The following is a 17,841-nucleotide window of genomic DNA, read 5'->3' on the forward strand; positions in this document are numbered from 1 at the left end:
GGCTGCGCTTAGACGGCGCGGCCCCATGGGGCAAGGCCGCGCGGCGAAGGGGTGTTAACCGAAGCGTTGGCGCAACATGTGAAAGGCCGCTCTGAGGCCGAGAGCCTCGCCGCCCTTGGGCCGACCGGGTTTGGCCGCCGGACGCCAGGCGAAGGTATCGAAATGGGCCCAGTCGATCGGGGCACCATCATCCTTGTCGCCGACGAATCGATCGAGGAATAGCGCGGCCACGCTCGCCCCGGCATAGGGATTGTTAGGGCTGTTGGTGAGATCGGCGATGGGCGACTTTAGCCACTCGCCATAGGGATCGTGTAGCGGCAGACGCCAGACCGCATCGTCGTGGTCTTTCCCGGCGGCAAGCAACGCTTCGGCGGTGGAATCTTCGCGGGTGAACAGGGCGGGCAGGTCTGGCCCCAGCGCCACGCGCGCCGCGCCGGTCAGCGTGGCGAAGTCGATCACCAGTTCGGGCGCGCCCTCGCTCGCCAGCGCCAGCGCGTCGGCCAGCACCAGCCGTCCTTCGGCATCGGTGTTGCCGATCTCCACCGACAGGCCCTTGCGGCTGGCAAGGATATCGCCGGGGCGGAAGGAATTGCCAGAAATCGCGTTCTCGACCGCGGGGACCAGGCATTGCAGGCGCACCTTAAGGCCGGCCTGCATGATCCATTCGGACAAGGCGAGGGCATGGGCCGCGCCGCCCATATCCTTCTTCATCAGCAGCATGCCCGCCGACGACTTCACATCGAGCCCGCCCGAATCGAAACACACGCCCTTGCCGACAATGGCGACGCGCGGATGGGCATCGTCGCCCCAGTTCAGCTCGATCAGGCGCGGGGCGTGCTTGCGCTCTGCTGCACGGCCGACCGCGTGGACCATCGGAAACTCTTTTTCGAGCCGGTCGCCGCGCACAACCTCGGTGCTCGCGCCGTGGGCCTTGGCGATGCGTTCGGCCTCGGCCTCCAGCGCGGCAGGCCCCATGTCCTCGGCGGGGGTGTTGACCAGATCGCGCACCAGCGCCACCGCACGCGCTTCGGCCATGGCGGCGTCGATCTTGCTCGCCTCGGGCGTCAGCAACACACGCGGGCCTTCGCCCTCGCTATCCCCGAGGTAGCGGGTGAAGCGGTATTGCGCGGTCTGCCAGCCGTGCAGCGCCCGCCCGGCCGCGCCACTGGCAAGACGATAGGTTCCGGCGGGCAGGACCTCGGCCAGCTTGGCCAGACACCAGCTCGAAAGCGCCTCGGGATCGGCCACACCGCCAACGGCGAACCATCCGTCGCCCTCGGGCACGATCGCGACCTCGTGACCTGCCCCCTTGAACTTTTGCGCAGCCAGCGTAGCGCGTTGCGGGCCGCTCAGCCCCTTGGCGAAATCCTCGAAGCTGGCAGTGTTCACAAGGTGGATCGTGTGCGCGTCCTGGCCACGATCCGGCTGGATCAAAGGGTCTGCAATGCTCATAAGGCAGTCGCTTGCCTATTCGGGATGAATTTGGAAAGAGACGAAGGGTATGATGCGCGAATTTTTCTTGCTCGCCTCCGCGCTTGCGCTTGCCTCTTGCCAGGAGGCGCCGCAGCCCGATGCGCCCCCTCAGGCGCCGACCCCGCCGCCGCTGGCCACCGAGTCGGGCAGTGCAGAGACCACGGCGCCGACCGGCGGTGCCCGTCAGGTCACCGAGGAGACCGACACCTTCGTCTTCGACTATTCCTATCCGCAGGCCGCTGGCGACCAGCCCGAGCTGGCCAAGTGGCTCGACAATCAGCTGCAGGAGCGGCGCGACGCCTTGGCGTTGAGCGCGGCGCGCGACAAGGAAGAGGCACGCGACAACGGATTCCCGTTCAACAAGTATTCGTCCAACACCGAGTGGGAGGTGGTGGCCGATCTGCCCGGCTGGCTGAGCCTGTCTGCCGAAATCTCGACCTACACCGGCGGCGCGCATCCGAACTACGGGTTCGATTCGATGGTCTGGGACGAGGAGCGCAACATTCCGCTCGAACCGATCGCCTTCTTTACCTCGCCCGATGCACTCGATGCGGTGCTGGGGCAGGAGCTGTGCGACCAGCTTAACGAGGAGCGGGCCAAGCGGCGGGGCGAGCCGGTGCAAGAAGGCTCCGACGATCTGTTCGACGCCTGCGTGGCGATCAGCGAGCCAAACCTGCTGCTCGGCTCTTCTGGCGGGCAAAAGTTCGATCGGATCGGGGTAAAGATCGCGCCCTATATCGCCGGGCCATGGGTCGAGGGCAGCTACGAGTTCACCTTCTCCATGACGCCCGAAATGCTCGAAACGGTGCGCCCCGAATATCGCGAGATATTCGCGGTCGGGAAGTAGGCGAGCGGCGAATTATCGCTGACGGGTCGAAATTGCGCGCAAGCCGCGCTACATGGGCTGCATGACGCAATACCAACACGTAGATGCCGACGCCGATATCGTGCGTGACGGCACGATCAAGCTGCACGGCCCTGAAGGTTTCGAGGGCATGCGCAAGGCCGGGCGACTGGCTGCCGAAATTCTCGATGCGCTGGCCGATCACGTCCGCCCCGGTGTGACCACCGGCGAGCTGGACGACATCGTGCGCCAGATGACGCTCGCGGGCGGCGGCGTGCCTGCCACGATGGGCTATCGCGGTTATACCCATTCCTGCTGTATCTCGCTTAACCATGTGGTTTGCCACGGTATTCCGGGCGACAAGAAGCTGAAGGATGGCGACATCCTCAACATCGACGTGACCCCGCTGCTTGATGGCTGGCACGGCGACACCAGCCGTATGTTCCTCGTAGGCGACGTTCCGCTGAAGGCGCGCAAGCTGGTCGAAGTGACTTACGAATGCCTGATGGTCGGCATTGCCGAGGTGCGCCCCGGTGCGCGGGTGGGCGACATCGGCGCGGCGATCCAGGCTCATGCCGAGCGGCACCGCTATGGCGTGGTGCGCGATTTCTGCGGCCATGGCCTCGGACGCCTGTTCCACGATGCGCCCGAGGTGATCCACGCCGGGCGTGCGGGGACGGGGCCGGAGCTGCGCGCGGGCATGTTCATGACCATCGAGCCGATGATCAATCTCGGCAAACCCGCGGTAAAGGTGCTCAACGACGGCTGGACTGCGGTGACGCGCGACAAGAGCCTGTCGGCGCAGTTCGAGCATTCGATCGGCATCACCGAGGACGGCTGCGAGATCTTCACCAAAAGCCCGACCGGGCGCGACCAGCCGCCTTACGCCTGACCCACGAAAGGTTGATCGGGCGCAAGGTTTTTTTGTGCCGACTGTGGCACCTTTTAGCCCCATGGTTCCGGAGCCCTTCGATGTCGAACATTGCCTTAAAGTCCGTCCTGCTCTCCATGCCGCTGATCCTCGGTGCGTGCCAGACCGTGACCGCCGACGAGGCTGCGGTCGCGCGCTCCGTGGCCACCACTGATGGCCATGCGCTGGCGCAGGCGGCCTGCGCGGGGTGCCATTCGGTCGAGCGTTATGGCCTCTCGCCAAACCCGAAGTCGCCCGAGTTCCCGACCATTGCCAATGCGCGCGGGCTGAGCGTGGCAACGCTGACCAACTGGCTGCGCAACGCGCACAACTATCCCGAAGAGATGGACTTCTATCTCGAGGATGACGAGACCGCCTCGCTGGTCAGCTATATCCTTAGCCTGCGCGACGAGGCCTACCAGCCGCCGCGTTAAGTCTCGCAGTTAGCCCTCGCGAGAGGCCCGGATTGCCGCTCCGCCCGCAAAGGGCGCCATGGCCACCAGCACGAGGCTGATCGCAGCCGTCAGTGCAAGCCCGCCTTCGCCGCCGGTCGAGAGCGCGCCCGCGCCGAAGATCAGCAGCGGCACGGCGAGCGGGATCACCAGCAGCCCCGCCAGCGCCGCCCCGCCGCCGCGCAGGCCAACGGTCACGGCGGCGATGATGATGCCGATCGCGGCCAGCCCCGGCGTGCCTGCCAGAAGACCCAGCTCGACCACGCGCAGGGTCTCGCCCTCAATCCCCACCAGCGCACTGGCGGGCAGGGCGGCCAGCATCACGAACGGCCCGAAGCTCAGCCAGTGTGCGATCAGGCGCACCGCCACCACCAGCTCTTCGGAGAGGCCGCGCAGCGCCCATTGGTCGAACATGCCCGCTTCGAGATCGGGCGCGAACAGCCGATCGAGCGGGAGGATCGCGGCGAGCAAGGCGGCGACCCAGATCACCCCGCCGCCGGTGCCTGCCAGCAGCGTGGGGTTGGGGCCGATGGCGAAGGGGTAGAGCATCGCTACGGCGAGGAAGAACAGCAGCGGCAGCAAGGTGCCGCCGCCCTGCGCACCGGGGAGCAGCCGCCCGAGGTCGCGCCGCAGCAGGGCCAGTGCGGCGCTCATGCCACGTGCTCCGCCAGGGCCAGCCGGGTGAGCGTGGGCAGGGCGAAGGTCTGGTGGCTGGCGATGATGGCGATGCCGCCTGCGGAAAGGTGCTCCGCCACCAGCTCCTCGACCAGCGCGACGGCGTGGGTGTCGAGCCCGTTGAGCGGCTCGTCGAGCAGCCAGATCGGCGCACGCTGGCCGAGCAGGCGGGCGAGGGCAGCGCGTTTCCTCTGCCCGGTGGAGAGATAGCGCACCGGCACGTCAAGCAGCGGCTCCAGCCCGAGCCGCTCGATCCCCACCGCTTCACCGCCGTCGATCCGGCGCCAGAAGCCGAGCGCCCGACCCAGCGGCTGGTGTTCGTCAAGCGCGGGCCGTTCGTCGAGCAGGGCGAGCGTGCCTTGCCGCTCGACCTCGCCGGAATAGGGCCGTGCGAGCCCTGCCAGAATGCGCATCAGGCTCGACTTGCCGATCCCGTTTGCGCCTGCCAGTTGCAGCGCCTCGCCGGGGCCGAGCGCGAGCGACAGCCCCGCGAAGAGAAGCCGGTCGCCGCGTCGGCAAGCGACATTGGTCGCACGGATATGGCACTCTTCCATCGTTTCGTGCGTTAGGCGATGGAAGAGAGCCTAACAAGCCAGGGGATTCGCATCATGACCGACCAGTCAACGACAGCCATCGACAAGCCGAGCGAACTCGAGAGCGCGCTGGCCCGCCTGCCCGAATGGACGCTGGGCGAGGCGCACAAGTCGATCTCGCGCGGGTTTTCGTTTGCCGACTTTTCCGAAGCCTTCGCCTTCATGACGCGCGTGGCCATGCTCGCCGAGCAGCACAACCATCACCCGGACTGGGCCAATGTTTACAACCGCGTCGCAATCACGCTGACCAGCCACGATGCGGGCGGGCTCACCTCGCGGGATTTCCGCATGGCCAGCGCGATCGACGCGCTGGCGGATTGAGACTGGTGGATTGAGAATTGAACCAAGGTCCGCTCGCCCTGAGCTTGTCGAAGGGCTGTTCTTCTTATTCGAGCACCAGCACTTGAAGAACAGGACAATCCTTCGACAAGCTCAGGATGAGCGAGGGGAGGGGGATGAGGCCTAAAGCCCCAGATGCTCCGCCCCATTGGGAATCTGCGCGGTGGATTTCGCCACCGTGTCACCCGCCGCCTCGGCCCGGCCGCCGAGATAGCGAGACAGAAACTCCTCGGTTATCGCGTTGAAGGCGATGTTGTTTTCCGGGCGGTGGAAGCCGTGGCCCTCGTCGGGAAACAGAACATAGGTGACGGGAATGCCGTGCTTCTCCATCGCGCTCACGATCTGGTCGCTCTCGGCCTGCTTCACGCGCGGATCGTTTGCGCCTTGCCCGATCAAGAGCGGCTTCTCGATCTTGTCCGCTTTGTAAAGCGGGCTGATCGACTTCAAGAACGCCAGCCCCTCGGGCGTGGTCGGGTTGCCCATCCGCTCGTGGAACTGCTTCACCAGCGGCTCCCAATAGGGTGGGATCGTTTCCAGCAGCGTTTCAAGGTTCGAGGGGCCGACAATATCCACCCCGCAGGCGAACACTTCCGGCGTGAAGGTGAGGCCAACCAAGGTGGCATAGCCGCCATAGGAGCCGCCCATGATCGCGACCTTCTCGCGCGCGGCGATGCCTTTTTCCACCGCCCATTCGACCGCGTCGATCAGGTCGTCGTGCATCTTGCCCGACCATTCGAGATTGCCTGCGTTGATGAAGCTCTTGCCGAACCCGGTCGAGCCGCGAAAGTTCACCGAGAGCACCGCATAGCCACGGTTCGCCAACCACTGGTGCGCACGGTTGTAGCCATAGGCATCGCGCGCCCACGGCCCGCCATGGACGAGCAGCACCATCGGCACCGGCGCGGTGGGCACGCCGTCGCCGTCTTGATCGCAGGCCGGGGGCAGGGTGAGAAACGAGGGTAGCGTCAGCCCGTCGCGGCTGGTGATCTCCACCGCGTGCATCGGTTGCAGCGGCGCTCCTTCCAGCTCGGGGCGGGTGTTGTAGAACTCGGTCAGCGTCTCGGCGTTGCGGTCATATAGATAGGCGCGGATCGGGGCGGTCAGCGGGTCGTTCCAGACCAGCCACTTGCGATCATCGTCTGTGCGCGACTGGATGCCGAAGTCGCCATCGAGCCGCTTGCGCAACCATGCGAGCGCAGCGCCGATTTCTGGATCGATGGCGTGGTGCTCGGTGCGCAGGTAGGTCGCGCTCCAGGCCTGCACCACACCGGTTTTCATGTCGCGCATGGTGCCGCCGATATCGGCCTTGTCATGCTCGGCGACGAGGGTGCGTTCGCCCGTCGCCGTGTCCTCGGCATAGAGCGCGGCGGTGTCGCGGCCGCGGCTGTCGAGCCAGTAAAGCACCGAGCCGTCGGTGGTGTAGCCCGCCATGCTGGTGGTGAGCGCATCGTCCATCCCGATGCTTTCGCGTGGAGCTTCGGCCACCACACCATCGACGATCTCGAACATGTCGTTGCCGCCTGCCGCGTTCTGCGCGATGGCCCAGCGCAAGGTCAGGCTGTCGTCGCTTTCGAAGCCGACATAGGCGTTGTTCTCGTAAACCAGCTCCAGTTCGCCGGTCTTGAGGTTGAGCTTGTGGACATCGTGGAAGCGCGGATCGCGGTTGTTGATGCCGACGAGGATCGTGTCCTTGATCGTGTCCGAAGCGCCGACGATCTGCGCGCGGGTGTTCTCGAACGGGGTCAGGCAACGTTCTTCGCCGCTGGCGACATTCACCTGATAAAGCAGGAAGTTCTCGTCGCCGCCCTTGTCCTGAATGTAAAGCAAGGAGGTGGAATCCGGCGACCAGAAATAGGCCGGAATCGGGCGCTCTGTGGCGCTGGTCATGCGGCGAGGGTTTTCGGGATCGTCCGATGGGGCCATCCACACGTTCATCACGCCCTCGTGCGGGGCCATCCAGCTGACCCAGTTGCCATCGGGGCTGATCTTGCCGCCCGAGCGGGTCGGATTGCCGAAGATGTGATCGCGCGGGATCAGGGGAACGGTGGAGAGGGCATCGGCGGTCGTGGTGGTCATGAGGTCTCCCTTGGGTTGCAGGAGAGCTAGGGATTGTGTTGGGGATTGGGAAGGGATTGTGTTGGGGATTGGGAAGGGTGGGGCGTAAATGGTTGCTCGTGCTTTGTGGCCGACAGGTAGGTGGCCGCCTACGGACCTCTCCTGCAGGCCACGCACGCGTTTACACCGCGCCAGCTCTTTCCCATCGTCAGCTTTTTGCGTGCAGTTCCGGCGAAGTGTCAACTTCGTCATGTTTGCCAGCTCTCACAGGGCCGGGTTATCGTAACAATGCCAGGTAAAGATCGCGAGCGCGCCGCGATGAGGCCGCCAGCCCTCGGCAAGCGCACGGGTCGCCTTTTCGTCGGGCCGTTCCTCCAGCCCCAAGATCTTCCCGATCCCCGCCATCACCGCAAGATCGCCCGCAGGCCAGATGTCGGGGCGGCCTTCCGCAAACAGCAGGTAAATCTCCGCCGACCAGCGGCCGATGCCCTTGATCCGCACAAGCTCCGCAATTGCGGCCTCGTCGTCCTCGGGCAGGGCCTCCAGATCGAGTTCGCCCGCGTGGACCAGTTCGCAAAGGCTTCGCGCATAGCCCTGTTTCTGCCGCGACAACCCGCAAGCGCGCAGGGTGTCGTAATCGCGTGCCAGCACCTCGGCGGGGTGAATGTCCTCGCCCAGTTCCGCCTCCAGCTTACCCCACACCGAGGAGGCCGCCGCCACGCTCACCTGCTGGCCGACAATGGTGCGCAGCAAGGTGCGGTAGCCGCGCTCGCGAATGCGCGGTTCGGGATAGCCGCAGGCTTCGAGCGCGCGGGCAATCGCCGGTTCGCGCGCCGCAATCCAGTCGAGGCTGGTGGTGATTTGATCGGCAGTAAGTCCCATACGCGCCCTTCTTGCCAACTTTTGCTCCATTGCCTAGCAGTTCCCGAAATCAACAAAGGGATTGCCACATATGCCGAAGCTTACCGTCGTCAGCCGTTCGGGTGAGGAAAAGACCGTCGAGGTTGGCGAAGGCCTCACCGTGATGGAGGCCATCCGCGACAACGGGTTCGACGAACTGCTCGCGCTGTGTGGCGGTTGCTGTTCCTGCGCCACCTGCCATGTCCACGTCGACCCGGCCTTTGCCGACAAGCTCGCGGCCATGAGCGAGGACGAGGACGACCTACTCGACAGTTCGGACCATCGCGATGCGACCAGCCGCCTTTCCTGCCAGCTTCCGTTCACCGCCGAGCTGGATGGCCTCAAGGTCCGCATCGCCGAGGAAGACTGACTTAACGCGGGCCAAGGCAAAGCTGATTGCCCTCTGGCCTCGCGCGTTCTACTTCGGGCAGCATGACAGCTTTACCCGTCAAGACCGACAGCCTCGACCTCATCGGCAACACCCCGCTCGTTCTCTTGAAGGGCGCGAGCGAAGCGGCCGGATGCGAGATCTGGGGCAAGTGTGAATTTGCCAACCCCGGTGCCTCGGTAAAAGACCGTGCGGCTTTGTGGATCATCCGCGATGCCGAAGAGCGCGGCGAACTCAAGCCCGGCGGCACCGTGGTCGAAGGGACGGCGGGCAACACCGGAATTGGCCTCGCGCTGGTGGCCAATGCGAAGGGCTACAAGACGATCATCGTCATGCCCGACAACCAGAGCGCGGAGAAAATGGCCACGCTGCGTGCGCTGGGCGCGGAGCTGGTGCTGGTCCCGCCGACCAAGTTTGCCGACCCCAATCACTTCGTCCACACCAGCCGCCGTCTGGCCGAGGAAACCGAAGGCGCGATCTGGGCCAACCAGTTCGACAACGTGGCGAACCGCCGCGCGCATATCGAAAGCACTGCGCCCGAAATCTGGGAGCAGCTTGGCGGCAAGGTTTCCGGTTTTACCTGCGCGGCAGGCACCGGCGGCACCATCGCTGGCGTGGCGCTGGGCCTGAAGGCATTTGACGAGAATATCCGCATCGCACTCACCGATCCGCACGGCGCGGCGCTTTATAATTACTATGCCCATGGCGAGTTGAAGGCCGAAGGCTCCTCGGTGGCGGAGGGGATCGGGCAGGGGCGCATCACCGCCAACCTTGAAGGCGCGCCGATCGATACGCAGTTCCGCATTTCGGACGAGGAGGGCCTCAAGTGGGTCGCCCAGTTGCTGCGCGAGGAGGGGCTGGCTTTGGGCCTCTCATCCGGCATCAACGTGGCGGGTGCGGTGGCGCTGGGGCGCGAACTCGGGCCCGATGCACGGGTGGCGACGATCCTGTGCGACACTGGCTTCCGCTACCTCTCGACGCTGTACAACGCCGAATGGTTGCGCGCGAAAGGGTTGCCCGTTTTCGATTGGCTAGGTTAGGTTCATCTCGACCGGCTTAGGGGGCCGGGATTATGGTGATCGATCCGCGCGATTTGCTGAAGAGCTTCAACCGCCCGCATGCGGCACCTGAAACCGTGCCCCTTGCCGGGACGAGGGCGCAGAAGGTGCAGCGTTTGCAGGTCGGGATCTTCGGCCTGGTCTGCATGATCCTGGTGGTGGCGCTGGCCGATATCGTGGTCAGCCGCGCCGATGAGACCGAGGCGAGTGTCGTGTCCGAGACCGGGCCTGATGTGTTGCCATCGGAGCCCGCCGCGCCGCGCGATCCGCTGGCCGATGCGGGCGTGGTGCCCGAATTGCCGGCCGAGACCGGCACGCCCGCCGAAATCGCGCAACCCACCCCGGCCACCAATGCTCCGCTGCCCGCTGGTGTCACTGCGCAGTAGTCTGGCGTTTGCGGTCGGAGCAGCGGCGTTGGCCTTGTCCCCGCCGCTGGCTGCGAGCGATGGCGCGCCCGAAGCGGAGAGTGAGGCTGCCTTGCCGCCGCTCGGCGTGATGGGGACAATTCCGATCTACTGGGGCGAAAGCGGCACCTTTGGCGAACTGCTGGCGGGCGAGGCCGACTTGCACTGGGCGCGCGCCAGCTTGGAGCGCGACTATCGCCTCGTCCCGCTCGACTATCTTTCGCGCGAGGCGCTGGCCGGGCAGAAATTCCTCCTGCTGGCCCAGCCGCGCGGACTCACCGCCGACGAGAATGTCGCGCTCGATGCGTGGGTGCGGTCAGGTGGGCATTTGTTGCTGTTTGCCGATCCGCTGATGACGGGTGAGAGCCGCTTTGCGCTGGGCGACCGGCGCCGCCCGCAGGACGTGGCACTGCTCTCGCCGATTCTCGCGCACTGGGGGCTGGAGCTGCGATTCGAACGGACTCAGAGCGCGGATTGGCAAATGCGGGATTTTGCGGGCACGCCGTTGCCGACTCGGCTTTTCGGTACGTTTGGCAAGCTCGGTGAGGCAGAACACTGCACCCTGTCAGCTGGCGATATGGTGGCGCAATGCAGCCTTGGAAGCGGGTTTGCGCTGATTCTGGCTGATGCCGCCGTGCTCGATCTGGCCGATCCTGCTCCCCAATCCGATGCAGCTCTCGCTGCGCTGGTGGCGCGTGCCTTCGGGGACATTGCGGGACGGAGCGGGATCGGGCGGGTTAACGCGGTTTCATCTGATAATATTGCTGAGAATCAAGAATATGATAGGAATTCCGGGGGGTTGGTTAACGATCCGGAAACCATATCTAGCCCGCCGTAAAAGCTGGACAGTCCCACATATCCCAAGATTTCCCGTAATTTCCCCTTTATTCCCGCCCAACCTCACGGTACTAAGGTGAGGCATCGGACATGACTCTCGTCCAGCGCTCCGGATTCCGGGGCGACCCCTGCTGCGGCTGCGCTTCGGGGTGCGGGGAGGGCGTGTCTGCCGAGTTTGGGCTTAAGTGGGGACCGGGGCAGTGGCATTGCCGATCCAGTACAAAGGACAGGGCTTTTCGCTTCGCGGCGAAAAGAGCCGGTTCGTGCTGCCTCCGTCCTTCCGCAATGACTTCGCCGACAAGGGTGACGAGCGCATCCTGTGCCTCGGCAAGCACGAGCGCTGGCCCTGCCTCAAGGCCTTCAGCCAGTCCGCCATCGCCGGATTCGAGGATATCCTCGACCGCGAGGAAGAAGCCGCCCTGCGCCGCGACAAGGACTATGACCGCGAACTGCGCGGCGCGCAGCTGCTGAGCTATGTCGAGGTGCCGTTCGATGCCAGCGGTCGCTTCGTCATGCCCGATCACCTGGCCGACCTTGCCGGGCTGGGCGACGAAATCTTTTTCCAGGGCGGTATGCCGTTCTTCACGATCTGGGCGCCCGACAAGCTCTATTCGATGGGCGAGGCCTGGGAGAATGGGAAGGCCAACTGCCGCACGCTCGCCGAAACCGCGAAGAAGAAGGCGAAGGCCAAATGAGCGGCGCAACCCATCCCGATACGCCGCACGTTCCCGTCTTGCTCGACGAGGTGATCGAGGCGCTGGCCCCGCAGCCGGGCGACCTGATGGTCGACGCGACCTTCGGCGCGGGCGGCTATACCCGCGCGTTGTTGGCGCGCGGGGCGACAGTCCACGCCTTCGACCGCGACCCCGACGCCATCGGGGCAGGGCGCGAATGGCCCGAAACCCGCGAAGACCCGCCGCGGCTGGTGCTGCATCACCGGCGCTTTTCCGAAATGGCCGAGGCGCTGGCCGAGGCTGGCGTCGAGAAGGTCGATGGCGTGACCATGGACATCGGCGTGTCTTCGATGCAGCTCGATCAGGCGGCACGCGGCTTTGCCTTCATGCTCGATGGCCCGCTCGACATGACGATGGACCAGTCCGGCCCCAATGCCGCCGATTTCCTCAATTCGGCTGGCGAGGGTGCAATTGCCGACGTGCTCTATCAGTACGGTGAGGAGCGCCAGTCGCGCCGCGTGGCCCGCGCCATCGTGGCGGCGCGCCCGCTCACCACCACGGGTGAGCTGGCCAACGTGGTGCGCAAGGCGCTCGGTCATCATCCCGGCGCGCCGAAAGACCCGGCGACGCGTACCTTCCAGGCGATCCGTATCCACGTGAACCGCGAGCTGGACGAGCTGGCGCAAGGCCTCACCGCCGCCGAGCATCTGCTCGGCGAGGGCGGACGGCTGGCGGTGGTCAGCTTCCACTCGCTGGAGGACCGCATCGTGAAAGCCTATCTGCGCGACGCCGCCAACCAGAACCCGCGCGGCTCGCGTTATCTGCCCGAGACGGCGAGCGACACCCCGGCGATCTATACGCAGGTATCGCGCGCGATCCGCGCGTCCGCTGCCGAAATCGAGCGCAACCCGCGCGCCCGCTCGGCGACTTTGCGCGCTGCCACCCGCACCGCCGCGCCCGCCCGCCAGAACGATCAGGAGGCTGTATGACCGCACCCGCCCGTTATCGCCGTTTCGGTTGGCTTGCCGCGCTGTCGGTCTGTATCGTGCTCTATGTGATGCTGCACCTCAAGGTGAACGCAGTTCACTCCGAAGTGGTGCAGGCTGAACGTGAGATCGTGCGCCTTGAGCGTGCGAACATGATGCTCGAAACCGAGTTCCTGACGCGCTCGAACCAGGTTCAGCTGGCCCGGCTCAACCGCATCAACTTCGGCTTTCGCGCTCCCGATGCGGGCCAGTTCATCGATGGCGAGCGCCAGCTTGCGCAGTTCTCCAAGCCGCGCGCGGTCGATGCGCCCACGCCGATCCGGTTGGCGGGCCTGACTTCGACCGATGGTGTGCCGGCTTTCCCCAAGCTGGTCTCGCCGCTGACGGGTGAGCCGCTCGATGCGGCGCTGATCGAGGGCGCGCCGCCGTCCGATAGCGATGTTTCGCGCAACAGGGCCACGCCGGTCGGCCTTGGCGGCGGTGGCGGTCAGGTGCGGGTGCCGCTGGTTTCCCTGGGCGGAGACCTAGGCCAATGAGCACGCTTGCGGCGGCTCCCAATATGCGGGTGCGCAGCACCGGAGCCGGACTGTTCGATCACCGCCGCCGCGCGCTGCTGGTGGCGCGGTTGCGGCTGTTGCTGTTGATGCTCGGCTTCGTCGTGCTGGCGCTGTGCGCGCTGGGGCGTATTACATGGCTGGGTGCGGCCAAGCCGGGCCCGCGAGTGCAGACGATGGCGACGTTGCTGCTGCCCGATCGCGGTGAGATTACCGATCGCAACGGCCTGCCGCTGGCGCGCGAGTTTCCGGCCTATGCCCTGTGGTTCAATCCGCAGGCCATGGCCGATGGCGGAGAACCGCTGGTCCGCTCTCCGGCCCAGGTGGCGGACGAACTGCGCAAGATATTCCCCGATCTCGACGATAGCGAGGTGGCTGAGATGCTGGCTTCGGGCAAGGCGGGCTATATCCGCCGCCGGATCCTGCCCGAAGATGCCAACAAGGTGCAGAGCATCGGCGAACTGGCGCTGGAGATCACGCGCGAGACCGACCGGCACTATCCACAAGGCTCGCTGGCGGCGCACGTGCTGGGCTATGTGGCCGCCGATGGCCACGGCCGGGTCGGCATGGAAGCGGTGCTCGACAAGCGGCTGCTCGATCCCGCCAAGCGCGGCGAGCCGGTCGCGCTGTCGATTGATGCCCGGGTGCAGGGCGCGCTGGAAGACGAGCTGGAGCGCGGGATGCTTTCGGTGAACGCGGTGGGTGCGGCAGGGATCGTGCTCGATGTTGACACCGGCGAGGTGCTGGCGCTGGCGAGTAAGCCGGAGTTCGATCCCAACCAGATCCGCACCTCCGATGTCGTGCTGCCCAAGGAGCGCACCGATGCCGGGGAAATGCCCGCCGTGTTCAACCGCCTGACCAACCAGGTCTACGAACTCGGCTCGACCTTCAAGCCGCTGACCGTGGCGGTCGCCATCGATACCGGGGTGATTACGAACCTTGGCCGTCGCTGGCAGGCGAACAAGCCGATCAAGGTAGGCCGTTATTCCATCGGCGACAGCCACGAGATCGGCGAGACGCTGAATGTGCCCGAGACGCTGATCCACTCGTCGAACATCGTTTCGGCCCAGATTGCGGGCGAGATCGGCGGGCCGCGACTGCACAACTATTTCGGCCAGCTGGGCATGAACGAGGCACCCTATATCGAGCTGCCCGCGCGCGGCGCGCCGTTGGGTATGGACGGCCGGTGGGACAAGACGAAGGCGCTTTATGCCGGGTTTGGGCACGGCATCGCGGTGACCCCGCTGCACTTGGCTTCGGCCTATGCGGCGATGGTCAATGGCGGAATCTGGCGTCCGGCCACGCTAAACCGGATCGAGCCGGGCCATGCGCCGCGCGGCCGCCGCGTGTTCAAGGCCAGCACCAGCGCGCGGATGAACCAGCTTTTGCGCCTCATTGCGCTTTATGGCACCGGCAAGAACGCCGACGCGCCGGGCTTCCGCGTGGGCGGCAAGACGGGCTCTGCCGAAAAACCGGGTGTAAGCGGCTATCGCAGGACCACGCTGGTCTCGACCTTCGCTGCGGCCTTCCCGATGGACAGGCCGCGCTATGTGGTGATCGCCATGCTTGACGAGCCCAAGGGCACGCGCGCCTCCTCGTTCCAGCGCACCGCTGCCTGGAACGCCGCGCCTATCGTGAAGCGGCTGGTGTCGCGGGTCGGCCCGCAGCTGGGCGTGCTGCCCGATGCGAGCCGCGACATCGACCTGAGCGACGTGCGCTCGCTGGTAGGGGAGTAGAGGCGATGCTGCTGGCCGACCTTGCAAGACTTGCCGGTATCGAGGCCCCACAGAACGGTTCGGCGCGGATCACCGGCTTTGCCATTGACAACCGCAAGGTCGCGCCGGGCAATGTGTTCGGCGCCTTCCCTGGCACCAGGGTCAACGGTGAGGACTATATCCCGGCGGCCATCGCCGGCGGAGCCGTGGCGGTGATTGCGCGGCCTAGCATCAAGGTCGAGGGGGCGCTGCACATTCCGGCTGAGGAGCCGCGCCGTGCTTTCGCCTTGCTGGCGGCGCAGTTCTATCGTCCCGTGCCTGAAAACGTCGTCGCGGTGACCGGGACCAATGGGAAAACCTCCACCGTCGAAATGACGCGCCAGATCTGGCGGATGCTCGGGCTGCGTGCGGCCTCGATCGGTACGTTGGGCGTGACCACGGCGGACGAGAGCATATCGACGGGCCTCACCACGCCCGATATCGCCACCTTCCTCGCCACGATGACCGGGCTCGCCCGCGAGGGTGTGAGCCACGTCGCTTACGAGGCGTCGAGCCACGGCCTGTCGCAGTATCGCAACGAGGGCATCGTGGTTGCCGCCGGGGCCTTCACCAACCTTAGCCGCGACCATCTCGACTACCACAAGGACATGGATGAATACTTCGCCGCCAAGATGCGGCTGTTTTCGGAGGTGGTGTCCGAAGGCGGAAGCGCGGTGATCTGGACCGACGACAAGTGGGGCAAGCTGGCCAAGGCCGTCGCGGCGGCGCGCGGTCTCGACCTGTTTACAGTTGGCGAGGAAGGCGACGGCATCCGGCTGATCGCGCGAAAGCCGACTCCGCTGGGGCAGGACCTCAAGATCGTCCACGGCGGCAGGGCCTATGCTATCCGCCTGCCGCTGATCGGAGCCTATCAGGTCGCCAATGCGCTGGTGGCGGCGGGGCTGACGCTGGTGACGGGCAGCGATCCGGCGCGGGTGTTCGATGCGGTGGCGCGGCTGCAACCGGTGCGCGGACGGCTCGAACGCGCTGCCATCGCGGCGAGCGGCGCGCCGGTCTATGTCGACTACGCGCATACTCCCGATGCGCTTTCGGCTGCCATTGCTGCGCTGCGCCCGCACGTATCGGGCCGCCTGATCACAGTCTTCGGCGCGGGCGGCGACCGCGATAAGGGCAAACGTGCGCCGATGGGCGAAGCTGCCACCGCTGGCTCGGATGTGGTGATCGTCACCGACGACAATCCGCGCGGCGAAAATGCCGCAGCGATACGGGCCGAAGTGCTGGCCGGAGCGCCCAATGCACAGGAAATCGGCGACCGGCGTTTGGCAATTGCCGCCGCGATAGGCGATGCGCGGTCCGGGGACATCGTGCTCGTGGCCGGAAAGGGGCACGAGCAGGGTCAGATCATAGGGTCGGGAGACAATATGCAGGTTTTGCCGTTCGATGACGTTACCGTGGCGCGCGAGTGTGCTGCCGGGCAGGGCTCGGGGGCAAGTCGATGAACGCGCTCGCGAAAGTCATGCGCTGGCCGGTTGGTGAAGCGCGCGCGAAACGGCTCTCGCTGTGGACTGCTGCCGAAATCGCGGCGGCCACTGGTGGCACGGCGAGCGGCGATTTCGAGGTTTCGGGCGTCGAAATGGACTCGCGCGACGTGCGCAGCGGCGATCTGTTCGTGGCGCTGAAGGGCGAGAGCATGGACGGCCACCGCTTCGTGGGCGGGGCCTTCGCGCGCGGCGCTGCTGCCGCGCTGGTCGACCGCCCGATCGACGGGCCGCACGTGCTGGTGGCCGATACCAACAAGGCGCTGGAGGCGCTGGCTGCCGAGGCGCGCAAGCGGACCGTGGCGAAGGTGATCGGTGTGACCGGCTCGGTCGGCAAGACCGGTGTGAAAGAGGCGATTTTCGCAGCGCTCGAACGCTCGCGCGGCGGGCAGGGGGAACTGGGCGGCAGCATCGGCGCACACCGCTCTGTGCGCAGCTACAACAACCATGTCGGCGTGCCGCTGAGCCTCGCCCGGATGCCCGTGCGCAGCCGGTTCGGCGTGTTCGAGATGGGCATGAACCACGCGGGCGAGATTGCCGGGCTCACCGCGCAGGTGCGCCCGCATGTCGCCGTCATCACCACGATTGCGCCCGCGCATATCGAGAACCTCGGCTCTGAAGAGGCGATTGCCGATGCCAAGGCCGAGATCTTTGGCGGCCTTGAACGCGGCGGCACGGCGGTAATCCCCGCCGACAGTCCGCATTTCGAGCGGCTCCGCGATGCGGCGCTCGCTGTCGGAGCGAAGGTCATAAGCTTCGGTCGCGCGGCTCATGCCGATGTGCGATTGCTTGAAGCGCTGCCGTTGGCGCAGGGCGGGGCGCTCGTCACCGCGCGGATGGACGGCACGAGCCTGTGCTACCACGTGGCCGAACCGGGAGAGCACTGGATTTCGAACTCGCTGTGCGTGATGGCCGCCGTGCGCGCGGCAGGCGGCGATCTTGGCGCGGCCGGACTGGCACTGGCGGAAATGGGCGGGCTCAAGGGCCGGGGCGCGCGGCGGCGGATCGCTGCGGTCGGCGGCCATGCGCTGCTGATCGACGAGAGCTACAACGCCAACCCCGCCTCGATGCGGGCGACCCTCGCTCAGCTCGGCATGACGCCTGCCACGCGCCGCGTCGCCGTGCTGGGTGCGATGAAGGAGCTGGGCGACTTCGGGCCGGGCTTCCATGTCCAACTGGTTGAGCCGTTGCTGGCCTCGCAGGCCGACTTCGCGGTTCTCGTCGGCGCGGAGATGGAACCGCTCGCTCGCGAACTGGGGAAACAGTCCGTAAATACGCTTGGCAATCCCCTCGGCTACGCCCATTGCGCCGATGCAGGCGAGGCAATTTCGGCCCTTGAGGAATTCGGCCTGATCGGCGGCGATGCGGTGCTGGTCAAAGGCTCGAATTCGGTGGGATTGTCGCGCCTGGTGGATCACTTCGTTTCCAGGGAAGGCTGAAACGCCC

General features: G+C 65.9%; 19 protein-coding genes. 14 read left to right on the forward strand and 5 right to left on the reverse strand.

Going from position 1 to position 17,841, the window contains the following annotated elements:
• Nucleotides 1-54: 54 nt before the first annotated feature.
• A complete protein-coding gene (locus ABDJ38_RS04995; RefSeq protein WP_346783983.1) occupies nucleotides 55-1,452 on the reverse strand; it encodes a leucyl aminopeptidase family protein in 1,398 nt (465 codons plus the stop codon).
• Between the two features lie 49 nt (nucleotides 1,453-1,501).
• Between ABDJ38_RS04995 and ABDJ38_RS05000 the strand changes: the two genes are divergently transcribed.
• From ABDJ38_RS05000 to ABDJ38_RS05010, 3 genes are all read left to right on the forward strand, one after another.
• Complete coding sequence (locus tag ABDJ38_RS05000; RefSeq protein ID WP_346783984.1) at nucleotides 1,502-2,320, forward strand: DUF4163 domain-containing protein; 819 nt, start codon at nucleotides 1,502-1,504, stop codon at nucleotides 2,318-2,320.
• A 61-nt stretch (nucleotides 2,321-2,381) separates the two neighbouring features.
• Nucleotides 2,382-3,209 carry a type I methionyl aminopeptidase gene (gene map / locus ABDJ38_RS05005; protein WP_346783985.1) on the forward strand — a complete coding sequence of 276 codons (828 nt, stop codon included), beginning with the start codon at nucleotides 2,382-2,384 and terminating at the stop codon, nucleotides 3,207-3,209.
• 80 nt (nucleotides 3,210-3,289) lie between these two features.
• Nucleotides 3,290-3,661 carry a c-type cytochrome gene (locus ABDJ38_RS05010; protein ID WP_346783986.1) on the forward strand — a complete coding sequence of 124 codons (372 nt, stop codon included), beginning with the start codon at nucleotides 3,290-3,292 and terminating at the stop codon, nucleotides 3,659-3,661.
• A 9-nt stretch (nucleotides 3,662-3,670) separates the two neighbouring features.
• Here ABDJ38_RS05010 and ABDJ38_RS05015 read toward each other — a convergent pair whose 3' ends face one another.
• Nucleotides 3,671-4,333 (reverse strand): heme exporter protein CcmB, encoded by a 663-nt coding sequence (locus ABDJ38_RS05015; protein WP_346783987.1) that lies wholly within the window; start codon nucleotides 4,331-4,333, stop codon nucleotides 3,671-3,673.
• Nucleotides 4,330-4,908, reverse strand: coding sequence for a heme ABC exporter ATP-binding protein CcmA (gene ccmA / locus ABDJ38_RS05020; protein WP_346783989.1), 579 nt, complete (start codon nucleotides 4,906-4,908; stop codon nucleotides 4,330-4,332). Before ccmA ends, ABDJ38_RS05015 begins: the two co-directional genes overlap by 4 nt.
• Before the next feature lie 54 nt (nucleotides 4,909-4,962).
• On the opposite strand from ccmA, the gene ABDJ38_RS05025 reads away from it, so the two are divergent.
• Nucleotides 4,963-5,268: a 4a-hydroxytetrahydrobiopterin dehydratase gene (locus ABDJ38_RS05025; RefSeq protein WP_346783990.1), complete on the forward strand. Its 306-nt coding sequence runs from the start codon at nucleotides 4,963-4,965 to the stop codon at nucleotides 5,266-5,268.
• Nucleotides 5,269-5,409: 141 nt separating this feature from the next.
• On the opposite strand, the gene ABDJ38_RS05030 is transcribed toward ABDJ38_RS05025, so the two are convergent.
• Both ABDJ38_RS05030 and ABDJ38_RS05035 read right to left on the reverse strand, forming a co-directional pair.
• Nucleotides 5,410-7,362, reverse strand: a complete 1,953-nt coding sequence (locus ABDJ38_RS05030) for a S9 family peptidase (protein WP_346783991.1) — start codon at nucleotides 7,360-7,362, stop codon at nucleotides 5,410-5,412.
• 243 nt (nucleotides 7,363-7,605) lie between these two features.
• Entirely contained in the window at nucleotides 7,606-8,223 is a 618-nt protein-coding gene (locus ABDJ38_RS05035; RefSeq protein WP_346783992.1) for a DNA-3-methyladenine glycosylase family protein, read from the reverse strand.
• A gap of 70 nt (nucleotides 8,224-8,293) precedes the next feature.
• Between ABDJ38_RS05035 and ABDJ38_RS05040 the strand changes: the two genes are divergently transcribed.
• From ABDJ38_RS05040 to ABDJ38_RS05085, 10 genes are all read left to right on the forward strand, one after another.
• Nucleotides 8,294-8,611: a 2Fe-2S iron-sulfur cluster-binding protein gene (locus ABDJ38_RS05040; protein WP_346783993.1), complete on the forward strand. Its 318-nt coding sequence runs from the start codon at nucleotides 8,294-8,296 to the stop codon at nucleotides 8,609-8,611.
• A 62-nt stretch (nucleotides 8,612-8,673) separates the two neighbouring features.
• On the forward strand, nucleotides 8,674-9,669 hold the full coding sequence (locus ABDJ38_RS05045; RefSeq protein ID WP_346783994.1) for a cysteine synthase A: 996 nt from the start codon (nucleotides 8,674-8,676) through the stop codon (nucleotides 9,667-9,669).
• A 32-nt stretch (nucleotides 9,670-9,701) separates the two neighbouring features.
• Nucleotides 9,702-10,073 (forward strand): hypothetical protein, encoded by a 372-nt coding sequence (locus ABDJ38_RS05050; RefSeq protein WP_346783996.1) that lies wholly within the window; start codon nucleotides 9,702-9,704, stop codon nucleotides 10,071-10,073.
• A 28-nt stretch (nucleotides 10,074-10,101) separates the two neighbouring features.
• On the forward strand, nucleotides 10,102-10,929 hold the full coding sequence (locus ABDJ38_RS05055) for a motility-associated ABC transporter substrate-binding family protein (protein ID WP_346783997.1): 828 nt from the start codon (nucleotides 10,102-10,104) through the stop codon (nucleotides 10,927-10,929).
• Nucleotides 10,930-11,128: 199 nt separating this feature from the next.
• Nucleotides 11,129-11,623 (forward strand): division/cell wall cluster transcriptional repressor MraZ, encoded by a 495-nt coding sequence (locus tag ABDJ38_RS05060; protein ID WP_346783998.1) that lies wholly within the window; start codon nucleotides 11,129-11,131, stop codon nucleotides 11,621-11,623.
• Nucleotides 11,620-12,591: a 16S rRNA (cytosine(1402)-N(4))-methyltransferase RsmH gene (gene rsmH / locus ABDJ38_RS05065; protein ID WP_346784000.1), complete on the forward strand. Its 972-nt coding sequence runs from the start codon at nucleotides 11,620-11,622 to the stop codon at nucleotides 12,589-12,591. The genes ABDJ38_RS05060 and rsmH overlap by 4 nt, the downstream gene beginning before the upstream one ends.
• Nucleotides 12,588-13,124, forward strand: coding sequence for a hypothetical protein (locus tag ABDJ38_RS05070; RefSeq protein ID WP_346784001.1), 537 nt, complete (start codon nucleotides 12,588-12,590; stop codon nucleotides 13,122-13,124). Before rsmH ends, ABDJ38_RS05070 begins: the two co-directional genes overlap by 4 nt.
• On the forward strand, nucleotides 13,121-14,878 hold the full coding sequence (locus ABDJ38_RS05075) for a peptidoglycan D,D-transpeptidase FtsI family protein (RefSeq protein ID WP_346784002.1): 1,758 nt from the start codon (nucleotides 13,121-13,123) through the stop codon (nucleotides 14,876-14,878). The genes ABDJ38_RS05070 and ABDJ38_RS05075 overlap by 4 nt, the downstream gene beginning before the upstream one ends.
• A gap of 5 nt (nucleotides 14,879-14,883) precedes the next feature.
• The gene (locus ABDJ38_RS05080) at nucleotides 14,884-16,356 is read left to right on the forward strand and encodes a UDP-N-acetylmuramoyl-L-alanyl-D-glutamate--2,6-diaminopimelate ligase (RefSeq protein ID WP_346784003.1); all 1,473 of its coding nucleotides are present in this window, start codon (nucleotides 14,884-14,886) and stop codon (nucleotides 16,354-16,356) included.
• On the forward strand, nucleotides 16,353-17,834 hold the full coding sequence (locus ABDJ38_RS05085; RefSeq protein ID WP_346784004.1) for a UDP-N-acetylmuramoyl-tripeptide--D-alanyl-D-alanine ligase: 1,482 nt from the start codon (nucleotides 16,353-16,355) through the stop codon (nucleotides 17,832-17,834). The genes ABDJ38_RS05080 and ABDJ38_RS05085 overlap by 4 nt, the downstream gene beginning before the upstream one ends.
• Nucleotides 17,835-17,841: the final 7 nt, after the last annotated feature.

It is taken from the genome of Aurantiacibacter flavus, from assembly GCF_039710615.1.
Taxonomy (GTDB): domain Bacteria; phylum Pseudomonadota; class Alphaproteobacteria; order Sphingomonadales; family Sphingomonadaceae; genus Alteraurantiacibacter; species Alteraurantiacibacter flavus.